This is a genomic window from Aquificaceae bacterium, assembly GCA_037481935.1.
Lineage (GTDB): Bacteria > Aquificota > Aquificia > Aquificales > Aquificaceae > Pampinifervens.
On record JBBFKQ010000007.1, the window covers coordinates 96074 to 115877 of the forward strand.

The 19804-nt window shown below is 45.2% G+C and carries 20 protein-coding genes and 1 tRNA gene; 13 read left to right on the plus strand and 8 right to left on the minus strand.

Going from position 1 to position 19804, the window contains the following annotated elements:
• The first annotated feature begins 57 nt into the window (after positions 1–57).
• Together WHS43_07320 and coaD are read left to right on the plus strand one after the other, a co-directional pair.
• Complete coding sequence (locus WHS43_07320) at positions 58–516, plus strand: RsmD family RNA methyltransferase (GenBank protein MEJ5339448.1); 459 nt, start codon at positions 58–60, stop codon at positions 514–516.
• Positions 513–1031, plus strand: coding sequence for a pantetheine-phosphate adenylyltransferase (gene coaD / locus WHS43_07325; protein ID MEJ5339449.1), 519 nt, complete (start codon positions 513–515; stop codon positions 1029–1031). The genes WHS43_07320 and coaD overlap by 4 nt, the downstream gene beginning before the upstream one ends.
• Here the strand turns inward: coaD and WHS43_07330 are convergent.
• From WHS43_07330 to WHS43_07355, 6 genes are read right to left on the minus strand one after another with little or no spacing between them, the layout of a single operon-like run.
• A complete protein-coding gene (locus WHS43_07330; protein ID MEJ5339450.1) occupies positions 950–1786 on the minus strand; it encodes a hypothetical protein in 837 nt (278 codons plus the stop codon). The two genes, coaD and WHS43_07330, sit on opposite strands and share 82 nt — an antisense overlap.
• 32 nt (positions 1787–1818) lie before the next feature.
• Positions 1819–2130: a BrnT family toxin gene (locus WHS43_07335; GenBank protein ID MEJ5339451.1), complete on the minus strand. Its 312-nt coding sequence runs from the start codon at positions 2128–2130 to the stop codon at positions 1819–1821.
• On the minus strand, positions 2127–2576 hold the full coding sequence (locus tag WHS43_07340; protein ID MEJ5339452.1) for a glycine cleavage system protein H: 450 nt from the start codon (positions 2574–2576) through the stop codon (positions 2127–2129). The genes WHS43_07335 and WHS43_07340 overlap by 4 nt, the downstream gene beginning before the upstream one ends.
• Positions 2548–3117, minus strand: coding sequence for a class II aldolase/adducin family protein (locus WHS43_07345; protein MEJ5339453.1), 570 nt, complete (start codon positions 3115–3117; stop codon positions 2548–2550). The genes WHS43_07340 and WHS43_07345 overlap by 29 nt, the downstream gene beginning before the upstream one ends.
• A complete protein-coding gene (locus WHS43_07350) occupies positions 3105–4472 on the minus strand; it encodes a sodium:solute symporter family protein (GenBank protein ID MEJ5339454.1) in 1368 nt (455 codons plus the stop codon). Before WHS43_07350 ends, WHS43_07345 begins: the two co-directional genes overlap by 13 nt.
• 9 nt (positions 4473–4481) lie before the next feature.
• Positions 4482–5822 (minus strand): MFS transporter, encoded by a 1341-nt coding sequence (locus WHS43_07355; GenBank protein MEJ5339455.1) that lies wholly within the window; start codon positions 5820–5822, stop codon positions 4482–4484.
• A 23-nt stretch (positions 5823–5845) separates the two neighbouring features.
• Here WHS43_07355 and glgP point away from each other — a divergent pair, with 23 nt between their 5' ends.
• From glgP to WHS43_07385, 6 genes are read left to right on the plus strand one after another with little or no spacing between them, the layout of a single operon-like run.
• Entirely contained in the window at positions 5846–7507 is a 1662-nt protein-coding gene (glgP, locus tag WHS43_07360) for an alpha-glucan family phosphorylase (protein ID MEJ5339456.1), read from the plus strand.
• 5 nt (positions 7508–7512) lie between these two features.
• Complete coding sequence (locus WHS43_07365; GenBank protein MEJ5339457.1) at positions 7513–8403, plus strand: ferritin-like domain-containing protein; 891 nt, start codon at positions 7513–7515, stop codon at positions 8401–8403.
• Positions 8396–8959 (plus strand): D-sedoheptulose 7-phosphate isomerase, encoded by a 564-nt coding sequence (locus WHS43_07370; GenBank protein ID MEJ5339458.1) that lies wholly within the window; start codon positions 8396–8398, stop codon positions 8957–8959. Before WHS43_07365 ends, WHS43_07370 begins: the two co-directional genes overlap by 8 nt.
• A complete protein-coding gene (locus tag WHS43_07375; protein MEJ5339459.1) occupies positions 8956–9777 on the plus strand; it encodes an NAD(+)/NADH kinase in 822 nt (273 codons plus the stop codon). The genes WHS43_07370 and WHS43_07375 overlap by 4 nt, the downstream gene beginning before the upstream one ends.
• Before the next feature lie 4 nt (positions 9778–9781).
• Positions 9782–10513 (plus strand): ATP-binding protein, encoded by a 732-nt coding sequence (locus tag WHS43_07380; protein MEJ5339460.1) that lies wholly within the window; start codon positions 9782–9784, stop codon positions 10511–10513.
• Between the two features lies 1 nt (position 10514).
• Complete coding sequence (locus WHS43_07385) at positions 10515–12233, plus strand: ATP-dependent DNA ligase (protein ID MEJ5339461.1); 1719 nt, start codon at positions 10515–10517, stop codon at positions 12231–12233.
• On the opposite strand, the gene WHS43_07390 is transcribed toward WHS43_07385, so the two are convergent.
• A tRNA-Met gene (locus WHS43_07390) sits at positions 12234–12307 on the minus strand. It lies immediately after the preceding gene.
• 43 nt (positions 12308–12350) lie between these two features.
• Between WHS43_07390 and WHS43_07395 the strand changes: the two genes are divergently transcribed.
• The 5 genes from WHS43_07395 (at position 12351) to WHS43_07415 (ending at position 18750) form a co-directional block, all read left to right on the plus strand.
• On the plus strand, positions 12351–13295 hold the full coding sequence (locus WHS43_07395; GenBank protein MEJ5339462.1) for an ABC transporter substrate binding protein: 945 nt from the start codon (positions 12351–12353) through the stop codon (positions 13293–13295).
• Positions 13292–15193, plus strand: coding sequence for an ATP-binding protein (locus WHS43_07400; protein ID MEJ5339463.1), 1902 nt, complete (start codon positions 13292–13294; stop codon positions 15191–15193). The genes WHS43_07395 and WHS43_07400 overlap by 4 nt, the downstream gene beginning before the upstream one ends.
• Complete coding sequence (locus WHS43_07405) at positions 15190–16494, plus strand: sigma-54 dependent transcriptional regulator (protein MEJ5339464.1); 1305 nt, start codon at positions 15190–15192, stop codon at positions 16492–16494. The genes WHS43_07400 and WHS43_07405 overlap by 4 nt, the downstream gene beginning before the upstream one ends.
• A 160-nt stretch (positions 16495–16654) precedes the next feature.
• Positions 16655–17161 (plus strand): DsrE family protein, encoded by a 507-nt coding sequence (locus WHS43_07410; protein MEJ5339465.1) that lies wholly within the window; start codon positions 16655–16657, stop codon positions 17159–17161.
• An 11-nt stretch (positions 17162–17172) separates the two neighbouring features.
• Positions 17173–18750: a porin gene (locus WHS43_07415; protein ID MEJ5339466.1), complete on the plus strand. Its 1578-nt coding sequence runs from the start codon at positions 17173–17175 to the stop codon at positions 18748–18750.
• A gap of 38 nt (positions 18751–18788) precedes the next feature.
• On the opposite strand, the gene WHS43_07420 is transcribed toward WHS43_07415, so the two are convergent.
• Positions 18789–19718 carry a Ppx/GppA phosphatase family protein gene (locus WHS43_07420; protein ID MEJ5339467.1) on the minus strand — a complete coding sequence of 310 codons (930 nt, stop codon included), beginning with the start codon at positions 19716–19718 and terminating at the stop codon, positions 18789–18791.
• Positions 19719–19804: the final 86 nt, after the last annotated feature.

A 19804-nucleotide genomic window follows, 5' to 3' on the forward strand; every position in this document is an offset into this window, starting at 1 on the left:
GAACTGCCTCATGGCAAAACCTCCTTCAAAACAGAAAGCTAAATTATAATACTTTTTGTGAAAAAAGCAAGTGGAAAACAAAAACTCAGACCTACTTCTAACCTTGTCAAGCAGGCGGTTTTCAACATACTGGGAGACATAGAGGGGCTCGTGTTTTTTGACCTGTTTGCAGGGACAGGGCAGATGGGTCTTATGGCAGAAGAAAGAGGTGCAGAGGTAATTTTTGTGGAGAAGAACCCAAAGTTTGCAGAAAAAATAGGGCATAAAGCCAAAGGTAAAGTGGTGATAGAAGATGTGCTGAGGTTTCTGGAGAGGACAGACATAAGAGCAGACATTATCTTCGCAGATCCACCATATAGCTATGAGTTTTATGATAAACTTATAGAACTCTCGCTGAAAAACCTCAAAGAAGGGGGTATTTTTATGCTTGAACATTCCAGTAAACTGGACTTCTCCGCAGAAAGAAAGAAAATTTATGGCGATACTGCCCTGTCCATATGGAGGAAGGAAGAATGAAGAGAGCGGTCTATCCAGGCACCTTTGACCCGCCCCATCTGGGACATCTGGATATAGTCAAAAGGGCGGTAAGGATTTTTGACTACCTTGTGGTGGCAGTAGCCAGAAATCCCAGAAAAAACTTGCTGTTTAGCATGGAGGAGAGGATGGATATGTTTTCAAAGATGGTAGAGGGCATTAAAGGGGTTGAGGTGAAGGGCTTTGACGGGCTTCTTGTGGACTTTATGAAGCAAGAGGGAATTGAGGTAATCGTTCGTGGTGTAAGGCTCTTTACGGACTTTGAATACGAGCTTCAGATAGCCCTCAACAACTACAAACTGGCGAAGGTAGAAACCGTTTTCATGATGCCATCACAGGACTACATTCACATAAGCTCCACCATCGTAAGGGACATAGCCTCTTACTGTGGGTGTGTAAAGGGTCTTGTGCACCCTTATGTGGAAGAGAAACTTAGAGAGAGGTTTGGATGCGATTCAGAGAGCAAGAAATTTTCAAGTAGAAGTTCAAAGGAGTGATAGTAGGAATACCACATACCTGCTGCTATTCTTGATACGCTTAATGTGTCGTTTTTTTGTAGACCTTCTATGTAGTCAAACAGTTTTTCCTCCGAACTTAGTGCGAGATAGTCCTTTATAACCTTTCTCACGTGCGTATCTACAGGAAATATATAAGGCACTTCTTTCCTGTCTATATTTTTCCTTATCTGGGATATAAGTATGACATCCCTTAAGATAAAGGATGCTATTTTGTCTCCTACCTCCTTGATACCTTTAAGCTCCTTGTATACTTTCTCCAGTTCACCTGCCTTAACTAAATTCCTTATGTAATTATAAAAGTTGTAGCCTTCATTTTTGAGTTTCCTTAACTCGGAGAAAAGAGATTCAAGGTGCTCTATGTCCTTTTTCGAGATTTTTATTTCCTTTATTCTACTCAAGAATTTATCTTCAAGAAGACTCTCTATTGGCGCGTTTTTGAGCTCATATTCATCCAGAACCCTTAAAACATCGTTTACATACCTTGAGGATAGCTCCTGTCGTCTACCCCGGTAAAAAGAGTGCCGAATAAAAAATTCCATTGCAAGGTACGGGTCTGTGCTCAACTTGTCGTCCGTAAAATCCATATTGTAGAGGTAAACCTTTGCGTATCTTTCTCCGAGACTTTCAAAAAAGAACAGGACTTTTTTGTGATAAGGTTCCAGCGTCTGGATTGCTATAGACCTTAAGCTTTCTCGATTGAGAGGCTCTGGAGGCACTACTTCTACACTCTTCATGGTGTATTAATATACAGATGCAGTGGATGAAGTCAATCCTGACATGGATACTTGCCTAATCTTTGCATATACTCTTTCCTCCTCTTGCGACTTGGGTATGCAGTAATCAGCCTGATTTCCTTTCCTTCAACCCTTACAGGAACCTCCCATACATACTGGTTCACACAGAGGATTATGATTAGCTGTCCTTCGTATCCTCTCTTTTTGTTTGGGATTATGTCAACAACTTTCCCCCTTGCTATCTCACGAACTAAGAATGGGAAGTCTATGCCCCATTCCCTTAGCAGAGTAGAGCTCTTTTTCTCGTCCCAGACAAACCTGTATTCGCTCAGGCTTGCGTTCATCCACTTTTACATTCAACCCCTTCTCTCTCTATATATTCCTTTAGCTTCTGAACTGCCAGCTCTCCAGTAAAGAGCTCTTTCAGGTCTCTCTCAAGATTTATGGGCCTGAGCCTTGCAATCCAGCCCCTTGTGTAAGGGTAGTCGTTTATAAGGTCTGGGGTGTCAAAGAGCTCTTCGTTCCTTTCCACCACCTCACCCTCTATAACCGCAGGAATGGGACCTGTCCATTTGCCGCTTTCAAGGCTTGCGATGGGCTTTCCCTTGGGTACATGCTTGCCGGGAGCCTTTATACGCACGTTTACCATTCTACCCGCTCTTGTCTGACCTATGTCGGTGGCACCCACAGTCACGGTGCCATCGGGCTCAATTCTATACCAGACCTGATTTTCTATGTCGTAGTAAAGCTCTGGGGGTATTTTACAGCCTCTGTAAACCACCTCGCTCATAATAGAGGAGTATTTTACAGGAACGCTCAAGAACAGATATATGAGCATAAGCATAAAAGGGGTCAGAGTCTGCAGAAAAGACACCGTGAGCCCTTACCACCACAAGCCTTGAGGATTTGATAACTTCAGAGACCGCCTCTGCAAGCTCTTCACTTCCCGAAGGTAAGGGAGGTAGCACCTGAACCTTACCTATGAGCGCTCTTCCCTCAGAGTCCACGGGCTCAAGAAGGTCTCTTTCAAAGGACAGAACCACTGTAGCTAAAGGATGAGCGTGAACCACCGTCGAGTGGTCGGTCCTTCTGTAAACCTCTCTGTGAACCACAAGCTCAGAAGAGGCTCTCTCCTGAAGGATGTGCTCTCCATAAAGGGGTAGCCTTATAAAGTCCCATCGGGTAAGCCTTCCAAGGTGGACCCCCCTGCGGGTTATAAGAAGGCTGTCTTTTAGCCTTGCAGACAGGTTTCCCGCCCTTGCGTCCACAAGCCCCTCTGAATAGAGAAGTTTCCCCACCTCAATGAGCTTTCTTAGAGCTACCTCTTCCATATCAAGCTAAAGAGTATATACGAAAGGGTGCTGAAGGCAAGGCCTACCAGCAGGGCAAACTGGCTGTGAAAGACATACTCAAGCAGAGCCCAGCTGAAAAAGCCCGACAGCATGGAGGCCATGGCGGAGACTGGGTTTGAACCCCTGAAGTAGAGCCCTGCCACAAGGGGAACGAAGAGAGATACAAGGCTCAGGGCTGAAGAGCTTCCCACAAGGTGGTAGATAGACTCTCCCGAGAGGGCAAAGCCCAGCGAAGCCAGAGAGACAAGGAGCACGCAGGCTCTGGTGAGCCACAGGAAGCCCCTGTCAGAAATACCTCTTATGTAGGGTCTTATGAGGTTTTCGCTCAGGACCGATGCGGGTGCCAGCACGGCGGCGCTTGCGGTGCTCATTATGGCAGAAAGAAGTGCCCCAAAGAAGAGCACCTTTGTGGGAAGGCTTGCATGCTCCATTATCATGGTGGGTAGCATGAGTTGTGGGTCCACTTCAAGAAGCTCTGGATACCTTACCCTTGCAAAGACGGCAAGTATGAGAGGTATTAAGGCAACGGTCAGATACATGAAGCCTGCGGATATGGTGGAAAGGACTGCCACCCTCTCACTCCTTGATGCCATTACCCTCTGAAACACATCCTGCTGGGGTATGGAGCCAAGCCCTATGGTTATCCATGCGGATATGTAGAGAAGTATGTCTTTAAGTGTTGGCTCAGGGAAAAGTCTGTAATAATCAGGAGGCTGGGAGGAAAGGACGGAGGCAATCTGAGAAAAACCGGAAGATACCTCATAGAGAACCGCCAGCAGACCCGCGATTATCATTATGGTCTGGATAAAGTCGGTAAGGGACACAGCCCACATGCCTCCCAGAAAGGTGTAAAAGAGCACCACACCAAAGCCCAGCAGTATGCCCCATATCTGAGGAATACCCAGCACAAGCTGAAGTATTATGCCTATTGCTACCATCTGAGCCCCAATCCATCCAAAGTAAGAAAAGACCATCATAAGGCTTGCCACCACCTCCACCTTCCTGCCATACACCACCCTGTAGAAGTCTCCCATGGTAAGCAGGTTCATCCTGTATAGGGGCTTTGCAAAGAAAAGACCTATGAGGATAAGGCAAAGTGCCGCACCAAAGGGGTCCTCTATCACGCCCAAAAGACCTTCCTTCGCCATAACGGAGGATGCACCCAGAATGGTTTCTGAGCCAAACCAAGTGGCAAAGGATACAAAGGTCGCCATATACAGTGGCAGACTTCTGCCCGCCAGTATGTAGTCCCTTGAGTTTTTTACAAAGGTGGCCGCCAGAAGGCCTACAGAGAGGGTTCCCAGTATGTAAAGGATTATGAACCCAAGAAGCATGCCATTATTTTATGAGATTTCTTCAAGAGGTCTTCCCCTTGTTTCCATACCCCTCAAGGCCCAAATTAAAAAGGCAAAAAAGCCCACAAGCCAAAAAAGAGAAAGCCCCATGATGGCATACACAAAGCCAAGCTGTGCAAGGCTAACCAGAAGGAGGGGAGCAAAGGCTCCAGAAAGCCTGCCAATTATGGAGAGAATACCTATGGCGTATGCTCTTATGTAGGATGGGTATATCTCTGTGGCTATCACATAGGCAACGGAGGCAAAGGAAAAGGCGATAAGAGAATAGACAAAAAAGGTAAACTTTATGTCGAAACCGAGGAGGAAAGAAATGCTCAGAAGTGCCGAAAGCAGGCTTATCAAAATCCCCAGGGGTATCCTTCCAATCCTGTCCACAAGGAATGCCACCACAAGACCTCCAATCAGTCCTCCAAGGCTCCCTAAGGTAAGAATCTGAGGTATTTCCTTGCTGCTGAGAGAGTATACCTCAGAGAGAATGAGTGGAAGCAGGGTTATCATTCCGTAGTAAGTTGTAAGAATGGTAAAGCTCATGCTAGCGCTGAAAAGAAAGCGCCACCTGTATCTACTCAGTATGATTTTAGACGCATCCAGAAGGCTTCCCTCAAAGACAGGCACATCGCACCGGTCGTAAGTCTTCCTGCCGCCCGCCTCCTGCTCTACCCTCTGCACTATCTTTTCTGCCTCCTCAAGCCTTCCCCTTGAGAGGAGCCATCTGGGAGACTCTGGCACGTAGAGCCTGACGAAGACCACAAGAAGCGCAAGAACACCCCCAAAGAGGTAGGCAACACGCCATGCAAGCCCCTCGTCCATGACTTTTAGAAGTCCTATGGCACTCAGAGATGCCATGAGGCTACCGAGGTTCCAGAGAGCGGTAATAGTGCCGTCCACCTTTCCCCTGTGTCGTGATGGGACAAACTCGTCTATGGCGGACTGGATGGCTGCAAACTCTCCACCGAGACCTGCACCTGCAGTTATCCTGAAAAGGAGAGCGGCTTCAAAACTACTGGCAAAGCCCGTCAGAAAAGTTCCACCCGCATACAGCAGAAGCGTGATGAGAAAGAGCTTCTTTCTTCCGTATCTGTCAGCAAGATAGCCAAAGATAAGAGAACCGAGGATGGCACCCAGCAGAAAACCGCTCACCATCATGGAGCTCTGCTGGGGTGTGAACTGAAGGCTTTTAGCCATGGGTTTCAGAACCGCACTGACTATAACCACCTCAAAGGCATCAAGAACCCAGGTTATACCAAGGGCAAAGACAAAGCGTGTATGAAAACCCGTCCAGGGCATGCTGTCAAGCCTGCAGGTTATGTCTGTGTTTATGAGCTTCATGATGCTATAAAATATAAACCACCATGATAGCCTACTTTGTTATGGAGCTGGGGCTTGAGGATAGTATGCCCCTCTATAGCGGAGGGTTGGGGACCCTGGCAGGAGATACACTCTTCTCCTATGCGGATATGGACATTCCAGCAGTCTGCGTGACCCTTCTTTACAAAAGAGGATACAACCTTCAGAAGATAACCCCTCATGGCATGCAGCTGGACTTTGATGCCCTCTGGGACTACAAGAGGTATCTGAGAAAGCTTGACCTTGAGGTGGAGATATTCTTCGGCGATAAGAAGCAGAAGGTCACCTGCTGGGAATACTGGGTAAGGTCAAAGAGTGATGTGAGGGTTCTTTTCCTTGATGTGGATATAGAGGGCAACGACCCCGAAATAAGAAAGCTAAACAGCAAGCTTTATTTTGATGATGGTCTTTACAGGCTCAGACAGGAGATACTTCTGGGAATTGGAGGATATAGGGTTTTAAAAGCCCTTGGCTATTCAATTCATGTTTATCACATGAACGAAAGCCACTCTGCCTTTCTTGTGGTTGAACTTCTCAAGGAGCTGGGCAGTCTTGAAGAGATAAGAAAAAGGTGTGTTTTTACAACCCATACACCAGTTCTCGCAGGACACGACAGGTTTCCACTGGAAATGGTAAAGGAAGAGTTCAGGTCCTATAAACATATGAACTGGGAAGAAGAGGTAGACAATGGCAGTATAAACCTCTCCATGCTGGCGGCAAAGTATGCTGGTAAGGTAAACGCAGTATCCCACAGGCATAAATTCGTAACCGCAGGCATATTCCCGGAGCTGGCGGAGAGCGTTGAGTATGTTACCAACGGCGTTTATCACAAAAGATGGATTCACGAGGAGATGCAGGAACTCTTCAACGAGTATATGCCCGGATGGGACGAAAACCCCATACTGCTCCAGAGGGCTTACGAAATTCCCTCAGAGCTTCTTCTTAGAAAGCACAACAGGATAAAGAGCGACCTTGTAAACCTTGTAAACAAGCAGACAGATGCTAGCTTTTCCGATGATGTGCTTACCATAGGCGTGGCAAGAAGGGTAACACCCTACAAAAGAAATGACCTCATACTCAGAGACTTGGAAAGGCTTATACACATTGCAGAGAGCTTTGGAGAAGTTCAGATAGTCTTCGCAGGTAAAGCCCATCCAAGAGACAGTCTGGGCAAAGAGATGATAAAGAACATCTTTGAAAGGATGAGGCTCATAAGGGAGAAAACAAAGGCGGTCAAGGTGGCTTTCCTTGAAAACTACGGCATAGAGATGGCAAAGCTACTGATAGCTGGATGTGATGTATGGTTGAACAACCCCAGAAGACCCTACGAGGCCTGTGGAACCAGCGGTATGAAGGCAGGGATGAACGGAGTTCTCAACTTTTCCACGTGGGACGGCTGGTGGCTGGAGGGTGGTATAGAGGGGGTAAACGGCTGGGGTATAGGACCAAAGCCAGGCTGGCAGGATATGGGAGAATCAAAAGATGCAGAGGACCTTGAAGACCTTTACGGAAAACTGGCATACATAATAATCCCAACCTTTTACAAGCACAGGGACGAGTGGGTCCGGCTAATGAAAAACAGCATAGCTACCATAGGACCATACTTTAACACCCACAGGATGGTAAGCGAATATATTAGTAAGGTATACAAAATTGGACTGAGGTGAGAGTTATGGATAAGAAAGAGACCATAAGCATGCTCCTTTACGATGTGGCTCTTGAGCACTCTGCCATAGTGCAGTATCTGTATCACATATTCCTAATAACCGATGGAAACATAACCTCGGAGATAGAGGAAATTGCCCGTCAGGAGATGAGGCATCTCAAGTGGTTTGCTCAGAAGGTGGTCCAGCTGGGCGGGCAGGTGGTTCTGGACAGGCTTGAAGACATGATAATGATAGGTGGACCTGACTGGGCGGACATGCTCTCAAAGGACATATGGGCAGAGGAGGAAGCCATAAGGATATACAGCCAGCAGCTTGAAGTGGTAAAGGATGACTCGGTGAAAAAGCTCCTTGAGAGGGTCATAAAGGACGAGCAGGACCACAGGATTGAGTTTTCAGAGCTTATGGAAAAGGTGAAGGAAGGGTTTGTATGCATTCCACTGGAAGAGCAGAGACCAGACCCAAGGACCCTTGAAGTGCTTAACAAATTCCTTAAAGAGGAGTATCAGACCATAATCAACTACCTCTACCAGTTTTTCCATTCCAAAAATTGCGATTACAAGGACATAATGCTTGACCTCGCCATAGAAAGCATGGTGCACATGGGCAAGCTGGGAGAAAAGATTGGCGAGCTTGGTGGAATGCCCAGCATTCAGAGGGTGGACTATTCACCAAAGCCTCTCAAAAGCCTCCAGGAACAGGTAAAGGCAGAGATACTCTACGAGCAGGAAACGGGCGGAGAATACGGAAAAGAGACTGCAGGAATTGAGGACCCTGACATAAGGAGGCTCTTCAGCTTCATAGAACATCAGGAGGAATACCACAAACAGAAGCTCATGGAGTTTTTCAGATTGATGAACAGGCTCACGGTGGGAGACCTCAGAAAAAGGGATGCTTGACCTGGTTGTAAACTCCTTCAGGGAGAGCGCAGAGGTAAAACTGGCTTTTGTGGAGCTTTACGCAGAGCAGACTCTTGAAGTAGGGCAGATAATAGCCAGAGCTATAAAGGATGGCAACAAGGTGCTCCTTTTTGGCAACGGAGGGAGTGCCGCAGATGCCCAGCATATAGCGGGAGAAATCGTGGGCAGGTTTAAGAAAGAGAGAAGGGCTCTGCCAGCCATAGCCCTGACTACGGATACCTCAATCCTTACTGCGGTGGGAAATGACTACGGCTTTGAAAGTGTCTTTGAAAGACAGATAGAAGCCCTCTGCACACCCGGAGACATAGCCATAGGTATCAGCACCTCTGGAAACTCCTCCAACGTGATAAGGGGTCTGATGAAAGCCCACGACCTGGGGGCAACCACTATAGCCTTTACCGGTAGAGACGGAGGAAGGCTTACAGAAATTGCCCATTACAGCTTTGTGGTGCCCTCCTATGACACCGCAAGAATACAGGAGTGTCATATAACGCTGGGGCATGTGCTGTGCGAGCTGATTGACAGACTTCTATGAAAGTTCTCCTCTTTGTAAAGGACAGTCCGAGGGCGAGGGAGGTATCTCAGAGTGTAGGAGAGTTTATAAAGACCCGTGGTATCCAGCTGGATGTCTTTGTAAATGAAAGGTCAGGAAAAGAAAAGCCATCCCTTAAGGGTATTGACCTCCTTGTGGTGGTGGGCGGGGATGGCACCTTTCTGGCAGGTGCAAGACTTGGCTCAGGGGAGGGCGTTCCACTGCTGGGCATAAACGTGGGGAGGTTTGGCTTTCTTACTGAGGTGGAGCTGGAAGAGCTGGAGAAGGTCTTTGAGCTTGTGATTCAGGGCAAAATAGAGCCTCAGAGGAGGATGATGCTCTCTGCCTTTTTGCAGAGGGAAGGGAAGGAGTTATACCTGGGAGACTACCTGAACGATGTGGTGGTTTCAAAGGAGAGCCTTGCACGCATGGTGGAGGTGGAAATAGAGCTTCAGAAGGAAAGGGTGCTGAGAGTTTACGGGGATGGTGTGATAGTCTCCACACCCACAGGCTCCACCGCCTACGCCCTCTCTGCGGGGGGACCCATACTCTACCCTCTTATGGAGGCTCTTCTCTTTGTCCCCATTTGCCCTCACACCCTCTCCAACAGACCTCTCGTGATTCCCGCAGACTTTGAAATAAGGCTTATAAACCTTTCAGAGGACCACATGTCTTATCTTACCCTTGATGGTCAGGAGGGTATGAGCCTCAAAAGGGACGACAGGGTGCTGGTAAGGAGGTCTCAGCACTACTGCCTTATGTATCCAAACCCTAACAGGAGCTTCTTTGGAATTCTCAAGGAAAAACTCAGATGGGGCTGAAAACATGGAATACATAGCTTATCGCTTTAAAGATGGTCAGCTTCTGCCAGTCAGGCATCCGCATGTGCCAGACTTTGACAGCCTCCTTCATATAGACAGGCAGAAGGAAATCCTGAGAAGAAACACCCTTCAGTTTGTGAAGGGTCTGCCTGCCAACGATGCACTTCTGTGGGGGGACAGAGGAACGGGCAAGTCTTCTCTTATTAAGTCCATGCTGGGGCTTTTTGCAGGGGAGGGGCTCAGGCTGGTGCAGGTCTATAAGATGGATATCCTTCACCTCTCTGACCTCTACGGGCTTCTCAGAGAGAGGAAGGAGAGGTTTATCCTTTTCTTTGATGACCTTTCCTTTGAGCCGGGCGATGAAAACATAAAGATTCTCAAGTCTCTTATGGACGGGGATGTGGAAGAAAGACCAGAAAATGTGCTTGTATATGCCACTTCCAACAGAAGGCATCTCATGCCAGAAAGGACGGAAGAGGACAAGTTCCCGGAAGAGAGCTATTCAGAGAAGGTGTCTCTGGTGGAGAGGTTTGGCATAAGGCTGGGCTTCTTTGCCTTTGGAAAGGAACAGTATCTTTCCATAGTAAGAAATCTGGTTTCTCAGAGGGCTCTTGAGCTTGAAGAGGAGGAGATTCATAGTCTTGCCCTTGACTGGGCTCTGCAGAATGGCTTTTCTGGAAGGAGTGCCTTTTACTTTGTAAAAGACCTTGAGGGGAGGCTCAGGTTAAGATATTGATATGACCTTCAGAGAACTGTCTGAATACTTCTACCGCCTTGAGCAGACTACCAGCAGACTTGAGATGGCAGACATACTCAGGGAGCTTCTGGAAAAGGCAGATTCCGAGGAAATTGATAAGGTAGTTTATCTCACTCTGGGCGAGCTAATGCCAGCTTTCAGAGGAGTGGAGTTTGGCGTATCTGAAAGGCTTATGATGGAGGCCCTTTCCAAGGCATGCGGTGTAAGGGTCAGTCAGGTGGAAAAACTCTACAAGGAAAAGGGAGACCTTGGAGAAACTGCACGGGAGCTTATAGGCTGGCAGGGACGGGGTCTGAGCCTTGTAAAAGTGTATCAGGAGCTTCTTGATGTTGCCCTGACCAGAGGGACCCTTGACAAGGTCATGAAGCTTATGAGCCTTCTGAAGGGCCTTTCTGGCTTTGAGGCAAAATATGCAGTCAGAATTGTCATTGGCAGGCTAAGGCTTGGTGTGGGTGATGCTACCATAATAGACGCCCTTTCACTGACCACAGGGAGCAAGGAACTCAAACCCCTTATAGAGAGGGCATACAATCTCTGTTCGGACCTGGGGCTGGTGGCTAAGAGACTTAAAGAGGGTGGGCTTGAAGCATTGAGAGAATTCAGGGTTCATCTGGGCTATCCCATAAGGATGGCCCTTGCAGAGAGGGTCACAAGTGCAGAGGAGATAATTCAGAGGCTTGGCAGGTGTGCCATAGAAGCCAAATACGATGGCTTCAGACTCCAGGTTCACAAAGATGGACAGAAGGTGGAGATATATTCAAGGAACCTTGAACGCATGACGGAGATGTTTCCAGACGTGGTCAGAGCTGTTCTTGAGGATATAAAGTCCCAGAGGGTAATACTGGAGGGAGAAGCACTTGCGGTAAACGAGGAAACAGGTGAGTTCTACCCCTTTCAGGTCACCATACAGAGGAAAAGGAAATATGGCGTGGAGGAGTATTCAAAAGAATACCCCCTGAAGCTTTTCTGCTTTGACCTTCTTTACCTTGAAGGGGAGGATTACACGGTAAAGCCCTTTATAGAGAGAAGAAAGACTCTGGAGGAGCTTCTGGCACATACAAACACCCTCCGAACCTCCGAAATGTTCATAACTGACAGCGAAAGGGAAGTGGAAGCCTTTTTTGAAGAGGCTGTGACGAGAGGACTTGAGGGCATAATGGCAAAAAGGCTTGACGCACCATACACTGCAGGCTCAAGAAACTTTAACTGGATAAAGCTAAAAAGAAGCTACAGAGGAAGCCTTGCAGACACCATAGACGTGGTCATAGTGGGCTACTATTATGGAAGGGGTGCAAGGGCAAAGCTTGGCATCGGTGGACTTCTTGTGGCTGTTTATGAGCCCTCCACAGACACCTTCAAAACCATAAGTAAGGTGGGCTCTGGCTTTACAGAGGAAGAATGGGTCAGGCTCAAAGAGATGCTTGATAAAATAAGGCTTGAACACAGACATCCAAGGGTAGACAGCCTTATGGAGGTGGATGTCTGGGTGGAGCCAAGGTATGTGATAACTGTTAACGCTGACGAGATAACCAGGTCACCCCTACATACTGCTGGAAGAACCTTAGAAGAACCCGGCTATGCCCTACGCTTTCCAAGGGCTGTCAGCTTCATAAGAGAAGACAAAAACCCTGAAGACGCCAACACGGTAGAGGAAATAATAAGGCTCTACAACCTGCAGAGGAAAGTTTCTGTGGAGTAATGGCGGCGGGAGGACTCGAACCTCCGACCTGAGACTTATGAGATCTCCGCTCTAACCAGCTGAGCTACGCCGCCTTAATTGGAATATGGTTATAAATTATAAATCATGAGGTTGTTTATGGCAATAATACTTCTACTTTTACTTTCCTCTTGCAAAGAGGAAAAGGTATTAATCGGTGTTTTAATATCTGGCGAGGGTAGACTTCAAAAGGTGGAAGGTTTTAAGGATGGACTCAAAAGCTTGGGTGTAAAGGACGTGGAGCTTGTTGTTTATAACGGCGGGAACAGCCTGGCAGGTATTGAAGAAAAAGCTATTGAAATGGTAGAAAGAGAAGGAGACTTCAGGCTAATAGCTGCAGGTGGAAGTCTAGAAGCTCATTACCTGAAGAAGGCAAAGGAAAATCTAAAAGTTCCAGTGGTTATACTGGGAGGAACGGCGATTAAAACCTGGGGTTTTGTTGACGACATGTATAGACCAGTAAAAGGTATAACTGGAGTGGATAATCTGAATACAGAACTTATGGAAAAACGCATAGAGCTGTTTAAAAGACTCTTTCCTAATATAAACAAAGCTTTAGTTTTCTGCACACATCGCTTTGAAGCATCTAAAATTGCAACCAGACTAACAATTAAGGCAGGAGAAAGATATGGTTTAAAGATAGTTCCCCTTATAGTTAACAATGTTCATGACCTTGAATATGTGATAAGTCACATGAAAGAGGATGGTTTTGAAGCTATCATAATTACGCCCTGCTTTTATACGGAAAATTTTCTCACTTCCTATATACTGCATTATGCTAGGTTCTATCAGGTGCCTGTTTTGTGTCTTTCACCCGAACATACAGCCAAAGGATGCACAGTAGCCTATGGTAGCTCCAACTACGACCAGGGCTATCAGGCCTCCTACATTGCCTATCAAATATTAAGAGGAGTTAAAGTGGAAGATATACCATTTGAGCAAGTCCATAATGTAAAACTCTCTATAAATGAAAGTTCATTGAGAGAATTAGGCTATTATCCTGATAACAAATTATACACAATAGCTGACCAAATAGTAAAATGAGATACAGCATAAAAAACCGCATAAAGGGCTTGATATTTTTTATAATGGCAGCCCAGATTCTTTTTGTTTTTGTATACTTTTACGTTCTGAGAAAGCAACTGGCTGAGTCATGGTATACAGATAAGAGCGTCCTGGCAAAGATTCTTACAGATAGACTAAAAGAAGATATAAACTCGCTTGAGATAAATATAAGCTCACTTTTGAGCAAATACAGAAGCTTTGGTATTGAATTGAAAGAAGCAATATGGAGGATTACGGGAGATATTGAACACATAACAGCTTGTGGATATTATGATATGGGTGGTCATTTGATGTTCTATCAGGAAAGAGCGGTTGGCAGTGAATTATTGCCTAAAACTCTGAAGAATATAAACTGGAAAAATGAGGTGATTGATTATCATTCCAGCGGGGAAGAAGCATACCTTAATCTAAAAATATTTGATAAGAACAATAATGTCCCTATGGGGTTTATGGTTTGCACTTTGAATTTAAAAAGTCTTCTCAAAGATTACATAAGAGCATACGGCATTCGTGATACAACCATTACTCTGGTAAGTAGTGAAGGTATACCAGTGCTTACGCTAAACAGATATCCTGCTGAGGAACAGCTCAGAGTTAAAAACACTATTAAGAACATGAATATGAGTATGGAACTCAGTGAACCTATCAGTTATGTGTATAAGAAAGCCTATGATTTTTTAAAAGCTGCTTTGATATTGAGTATAACTCTATGCACTGCCTTGCTTTTGCTCGGTTTTTTCATGGTAAACAGGATATTTAAACCACTGGAAGAGCTGAAGATATACGTATCAGGATGGGCAAGTGGGAAAAAGTTGAAGCTAAATGGACAGGGTGAGGTTTTTACACTAGCAAGCGCCTTTAAAGACTTGTTGGAAAGACTTGATAAAGAGAGAAGTATATATATCAATCTGTTCAATAACCTAAATGATGCTCTGGTTTTAGTGGATAATGAACAAGGGAATATACAAATGACTAACAAACAGTTTTTAAATATGTTCAGAATAGCAGAAAAAGATGCAGTGGGACTGAATATAAAGGAGCTAAGTGATTCACTCAAGACAGGTCTTTTCTCCTTTATACCTGAAATCAACATAAATCTGAAAGGACAAAGCAGGTATGTTAGTGTAACATCTATACCCCTTGAAATAGATGAGAGGGGTTATACGCTGTTTCATATAAAGGATGTTACGGATAAAAAGAATCTTGAATTTTTACTTGAACGCTATTCAAAACTCGCAATAGTGGGTGAAATAGCATGTTCTTTAGCACATCAGCTAAACAACCCTTTGGCTTCTGTAATAGGATACACGGAATATATAAGGAATACCATTGATAATGGTGAAATAAAAGATATGATGAATGTGGTATTAAAAAATGCTGAAAGAGCAAGGGATACTATAAAAAGGTTACTTCATATCTCCACAAACCACAACGGTTCCCCAACAGAAATTGAACCACTTAAGTTTACAAAGGATTTGCTGGATATTATGAATTTTAAAGCTAAACAAAAAAACCTTGTCATGGAACTATTTTCGCAGACTAAAGGCGGCACTATTTCAACATATGCCTGGGAACTTGAGCAAGTCCTTATTAACATTATAGATAATGCTATTGACGCATCACCTGATGGTGGAAAAGTTCATGTGGAAATTTTGGAAGAGGACTCTTTTATAGTTTGGAAAGTCAGAGACGAGGGCCATGGCGTGAAATCTGACAAAGTTTTTGAGCCATTTTATACTGAGAAAAACAATGGATTTGGCCTCGGTTTGTCAATTGCCAGAAGATTTGTAGAAAATATGGGTGGCAGTATAGATTACGAAAACCTCAGCACTGGCTGCGAGTTCAGGGTCTATATTAGGAAAAGAGGTGTAAAATGAAAATACTTATAGTTGAAGATGAAGCTGAATATGGATGGTTGCTTGCAAGGTTTCTAAGTGAAGAGGGCTATACTACGAAGCATGTTCTGACTGGTGGAGATGCTCTGGATTGTATTGATAAAGAACATTATGACCTAGTGTTATTAGACCTTCTACTGCCAGATATGGATGGTATGGACCTGCTTAAAAGAATAAGGGAAGGAGGTGGTATGCAAGAGGTTGTAGTTATAACAGGGCACGGCACCATAAAAACAGCTGTGGAGGCAGTAAAACTTGGGGCCTTTGACTTTTTAACAAAGCCATGCAGTCTTGAAGAAATAAAGCTGGTAGTGAAGAAAATCGAGAGCATGTTGAGCCTAAAAAGAGAAAATAGCTTGCTTAAAAGAGAAAGGATGTTGATGGAAGAGGAGTTGATAGTAGAAAGCCCAGCTATGAGAAGTGTTATAGAGCTGGTAGAGAGGATTTCCTGCAGTGACTGCAGTGTCATAATACAGGGTGAAAGTGGCGTGGGGAAAGAATTAATTGCAAAGCTTATACATAAGATGAGCGACAGAAGAGACAAACCCTACGTAGCCATCAATATTTCTGCAATACCTCAAGACCTGATAGAGACTGAACTCTTCGGATATGAAAAGGGTGCTTTTACAGGAGCATCCACCCAGAGGCAAGGTTTTATGGAGCTGGCAAAAGGTGGCACTCTCTTTCTGGATGAAATAACAGAGCTTAACCTACCTCTTCAGGCAAAGTTATTAAGGGCCATAGAAGATAAAAAATTTTACAGAGTTGGGGGCCGTAAAGAGCTTGAGAGCGACGTGCGTATAATATGTGCTACAAATAAAGACATAAGAAAATTGGTTGAAGAAGGGATGTTTAGAAATGACCTATACTATCGCTTGAATACAGTTGAAATTAAAATACCACCCCTCAGGGAAAGAAGAGAGGATATAATACCCCTTGTGGAACACTTTCTTGAAAAATTTTGTAAAAAGTATGGTAAAAAAATAAGGGACCTTACGAGAAAAGCCAGGGATTTACTTATATATTATGATTATCCAGGCAATGTCAGAGAATTGAGGAATATAATTGAAAGAGCAGTGCTTTTATGTGAAAGAGACCTGATTGATGAAAACCATGTATGGATAAACCAAATCAGGAAAACTGACAACCTGAAAGAGCTGGAAAGAGAAAAAATAGAGAATGTCCTCAAAAGAGTAAACTACAATAAGAAGAAAGCTGCAGAGCTGCTTGGTATTCCCTTAAGAACTTTCTACAGAAGACTCAAAAGATACAATCTAATCTGAATGCCAGACTGGCAACACATTTGACAGGTTGGCATAACTTTTCTTGTTCCCCCAGTGTATGAAGTGTTTGATTTATCAATAACAGGCCTACAGGGAATTCCTGGTATGTTCTTTGCGTAATTTCCCTAGTGAAAGGATTAACCCTTAAGGAGGTGCTAATATGGACAGAAGGAGCTTTTTCAGGTGGGCGACCTTATTTGCTTCCGTGCCTTTGATAAATAGGATTGCGGAAGCCTCTCCACCCAGAGTAAAGATGGAAGACATAAAAAAGGAAGCCCAGCTTGGCGTTATTTATCACTGCGATTTCCCACAGGAGGCAAGGTTCAAAGCCATGCTGGGAAACATAAGAAACCACATGTCAGTTTATGACAATGACCCTTTCAGGATAAAGATAGTGGTTGTGGCTCATGGTGCCGGTGTAAAGTTCTTTATGAAAGACCTAACTGGAAGCCCATGGGAGACCGAAGCGGTTAAAGTTGATGAACTTTACCAGATGGAAAAGGACCTTCTGGCTTACGGAGTGGATTTTTACATATGCAACATAACCTTGCAGAGGCTGCGGCTTGACGCCAATAAACTCCATGAATTTACCAAAATAGTGCCTTCAGGAGTTGGGGCAATTGGACATCTGCAATCCAAGGGATTTGCTTACATAAAAGTTCAATAAGGAGGTGAAGTATGAAAAACAAAAAGGTCGCAGGAGCCTTTCTGCTCACGGCGGTGCTTTTCACCCCAGAACTTTCTCATGCCATAAGGCTGTCAGGTCCGGCAGAAGACCAGTATATGGACATCAATGTGCTCATGCAACTCTGGTTCAGACAGCAGGATATAAGCGACCAGAACAGACCGAACTTTATAGGAGCGAGCGACAGGACGGATGTGTTTTTTAGAAGGGTGAGGTTGAGGTTCGGAGGGAGTGTAAATCCATGGTTCAAGTTTAATTTTGTGCTAAGGGATAACGATTTTGGGAGAGACCCTTACGATGCACCTTTTGGTGGACAGCCAACACATGGAAGAAGGCAGAGCAACAGAAACACCGGCTTTATTCACGAGTTAGATGCCACGCTTGTGCCAAGCGCAATGACGGATATGAAAGGTATAGTCCTTGATATTCACCTTGGATATCCAAGGGTTCCATTGGGCAGAGAACAATTCCAGAGAGCCTACGACAACATAGACCTTGACAGAACAAATGCGACCCTCAGGTGGACGCATTTAACTACTGGAGATGTTACTGGCAGGGCCTTTGGGGGCTATGCTCACGTCAGGGGGGCTACTAAAGGACAGGGATACTCTAAAATCACAGTGGATGGATTTCTGGGATTTTTTGGTGGATTCAAAAATGTTAGAAACCCTTGGGATGATGTCATAGTTGGAGCATCCACATCTACGCCCTTATGCGGTTATACGGCTCCAAACCCCGCTGTTGGCACATGCCTTTCTAAAGCGAGGGGGAACTCTTCAAACAATCCTCTAGTTACATTGAGAGGAACTATAACCCTGGGAGATCAGGAGGGCAGACCGGCCATATATAACTGGCTTTATAGAGATACATACCTTGGAAAAAGAAAGGGTATAACCATAGGTTTTTCTTATGCCTTTCAGAACAAAATAAACCAGCACATAATAACTGATACTCAGGGCATTTCACCTGGTTTTCTTGGTAACGGTAGCCCACAGAATGGAGCTGGCACAGTTAATGTAAGGATTCCTTATTTACTTTTGCCAAACCCACTTTCTGCACCAACGTCAACCATAGCAAACACTCTTCTTGATAACAAGGTTGATATGAAATTCTACGGTACGGATTTTGCGTGGCATCATGGACCAGTCTCTTTTGTGGCCGAGTTAGGACAGGTAAAGTTTAACAAGCTTGTTCTCCTTGATGGTGCCAACAATTTGTATCCCAACAGAAGTATCAAGAATGACTTCTGGCTTGTCAAAGCAGGATACATGCTGAATCCAAAGTCAAGGCATAAGTTTGAGCCCTATGTGAGCTATTCCGAGTATAAACCTCAAATAGTTCAAGTAGGAACGGGAGCCAACGCGAGATTTTATGGAGATGCCACGAACTTTGTGGGGCCAAATGCCAGCGCTACAGGTAACTTGGGAAAGATAAAACAGATAGGTCTGGGTGTGAACTATTACTTCATAAACGAAAACTTCCGCTGGACACTTGAATATACCAAGTTTGATGAACAAAGAAACAGTATAAAGAACGATGCGGTCACCCTCCAGTTTCAGTGGATTTTCTGAGGGGCTGCGCCCGCTTTTTTCTACAAATACATAAGCCCCTACTCACCTCCCTTCTCGCTTTCCTCCCCCTTTTTTATAACCTCTTCCACAATCAAACCCTCCTTTAACCCCCAGTCGCTGACCCTTATTCTGCTCTTTCCAAAAAGAACCATGCTTCTGTAGAAGATGAGCATTCCGGGGATTATCACCTTTGCCCTCTTTGGCTCTATGTGGGGAAAGGTGGCAATACGCTCACTTTCTTTCATGGTGCTTAGGGTCTCAAGCCAGAACATGAGCCTGTCAAGGGAAAGCTCTCTTCCATGAACATCCTTCCCATTGTAGGGATACACGCCGTATTCTATGGCTGCTATTGTGGTTATGGTGCCACCAAGCCCCACCAGCTCGTCGCAAGGCTGAACCACCCCCTTTATCTGCTCGTCAAGAAAGTTCTTGAGAGACTCCAGCTCGTAGTTCTTTGGTGGGTCGCTGAGGATGAACTCTTCAGTGAGGTTCACGATACCAAAGGGGAAAGACCTGAGGCTCTCTATCTGAAAGCCCTTTCCACACACGAACTCCGTAGACCCACCCCCCTGATCTATGATGCAGAACTTCCCCGATGGTTTAAGAGAATAGGCTACAGAAAAAAAGGCGTATCTGCCCTCCTCATCGGGAGTTATCACTTTCAGTTCAAGACCGGTCAGTTCCTTCAGTTTTTCTGCAAACTCATGGGCATTGCTTGCCCTTCTCAGGGCTTCTGTTCCCACTATCTTTATACGGTTTACACCAGAACTTCTCGCCTTTTCTACAAACTCCCTTATGACCTCAAGGCTCTCCTCCACTCTGTCCTCTCTTAGAAGTCCGCTTTCTCTGAGGTCGGTAGCGAGGGCGGTTATCCTCCCCTCCTCATGGAGTATCTTTAAACCTGCGTTTAACTCCGCTATGCTGAGCCTTATGGAATAGGAACCCACGTCTATGCTGGCAACTTTCATGGCAGAGAGATATTATAACGCAAGTTGCAAGTTATAGCATCCCTGCACTCCAGAGCCTATGGAGATTGTAAGAAATTACCGCCATG

Bases quoted from the DNA above. Each gene is read 5' to 3' on its own strand.
- coaD (MEJ5339449.1), top strand. From the start codon at position 513: ATGAAGAGAGCGGTCTATCCAGGCACCTTTGACCCGCCCCATCTGGGA.
- WHS43_07330 (MEJ5339450.1), bottom strand. From the start codon at position 1,786: ATGAAGAGTGTAGAAGTAGTGCCTCCAGAGCCTCTCAATCGAGAAAGC.
- WHS43_07335 (MEJ5339451.1), bottom strand. From the start codon at position 2,130: ATGAACGCAAGCCTGAGCGAATACAGGTTTGTCTGGGACGAGAAAAAG.
- WHS43_07340 (MEJ5339452.1), bottom strand. From the start codon at position 2,576: ATGAGCGAGGTGGTTTACAGAGGCTGTAAAATACCCCCAGAGCTTTAC.
- WHS43_07345 (MEJ5339453.1), bottom strand. From the start codon at position 3,117: ATGGAAGAGGTAGCTCTAAGAAAGCTCATTGAGGTGGGGAAACTTCTC.
- WHS43_07350 (MEJ5339454.1), bottom strand. From the start codon at position 4,472: ATGCTTCTTGGGTTCATAATCCTTTACATACTGGGAACCCTCTCTGTA.
- WHS43_07355 (MEJ5339455.1), bottom strand. From the start codon at position 5,822: ATGAAGCTCATAAACACAGACATAACCTGCAGGCTTGACAGCATGCCC.
- glgP (MEJ5339456.1), top strand. From the start codon at position 5,846: ATGATAGCCTACTTTGTTATGGAGCTGGGGCTTGAGGATAGTATGCCC.
- WHS43_07365 (MEJ5339457.1), top strand. From the start codon at position 7,513: ATGGATAAGAAAGAGACCATAAGCATGCTCCTTTACGATGTGGCTCTT.
- WHS43_07370 (MEJ5339458.1), top strand. From the start codon at position 8,396: ATGCTTGACCTGGTTGTAAACTCCTTCAGGGAGAGCGCAGAGGTAAAA.
- WHS43_07375 (MEJ5339459.1), top strand. From the start codon at position 8,956: ATGAAAGTTCTCCTCTTTGTAAAGGACAGTCCGAGGGCGAGGGAGGTA.
- WHS43_07380 (MEJ5339460.1), top strand. From the start codon at position 9,782: ATGGAATACATAGCTTATCGCTTTAAAGATGGTCAGCTTCTGCCAGTC.
- WHS43_07385 (MEJ5339461.1), top strand. From the start codon at position 10,515: ATGACCTTCAGAGAACTGTCTGAATACTTCTACCGCCTTGAGCAGACT.
- WHS43_07395 (MEJ5339462.1), top strand. From the start codon at position 12,351: ATGGCAATAATACTTCTACTTTTACTTTCCTCTTGCAAAGAGGAAAAG.
- WHS43_07400 (MEJ5339463.1), top strand. From the start codon at position 13,292: ATGAGATACAGCATAAAAAACCGCATAAAGGGCTTGATATTTTTTATA.
- WHS43_07405 (MEJ5339464.1), top strand. From the start codon at position 15,190: ATGAAAATACTTATAGTTGAAGATGAAGCTGAATATGGATGGTTGCTT.
- WHS43_07410 (MEJ5339465.1), top strand. From the start codon at position 16,655: ATGGACAGAAGGAGCTTTTTCAGGTGGGCGACCTTATTTGCTTCCGTG.
- WHS43_07415 (MEJ5339466.1), top strand. From the start codon at position 17,173: ATGAAAAACAAAAAGGTCGCAGGAGCCTTTCTGCTCACGGCGGTGCTT.
- WHS43_07420 (MEJ5339467.1), bottom strand. From the start codon at position 19,718: ATGAAAGTTGCCAGCATAGACGTGGGTTCCTATTCCATAAGGCTCAGC.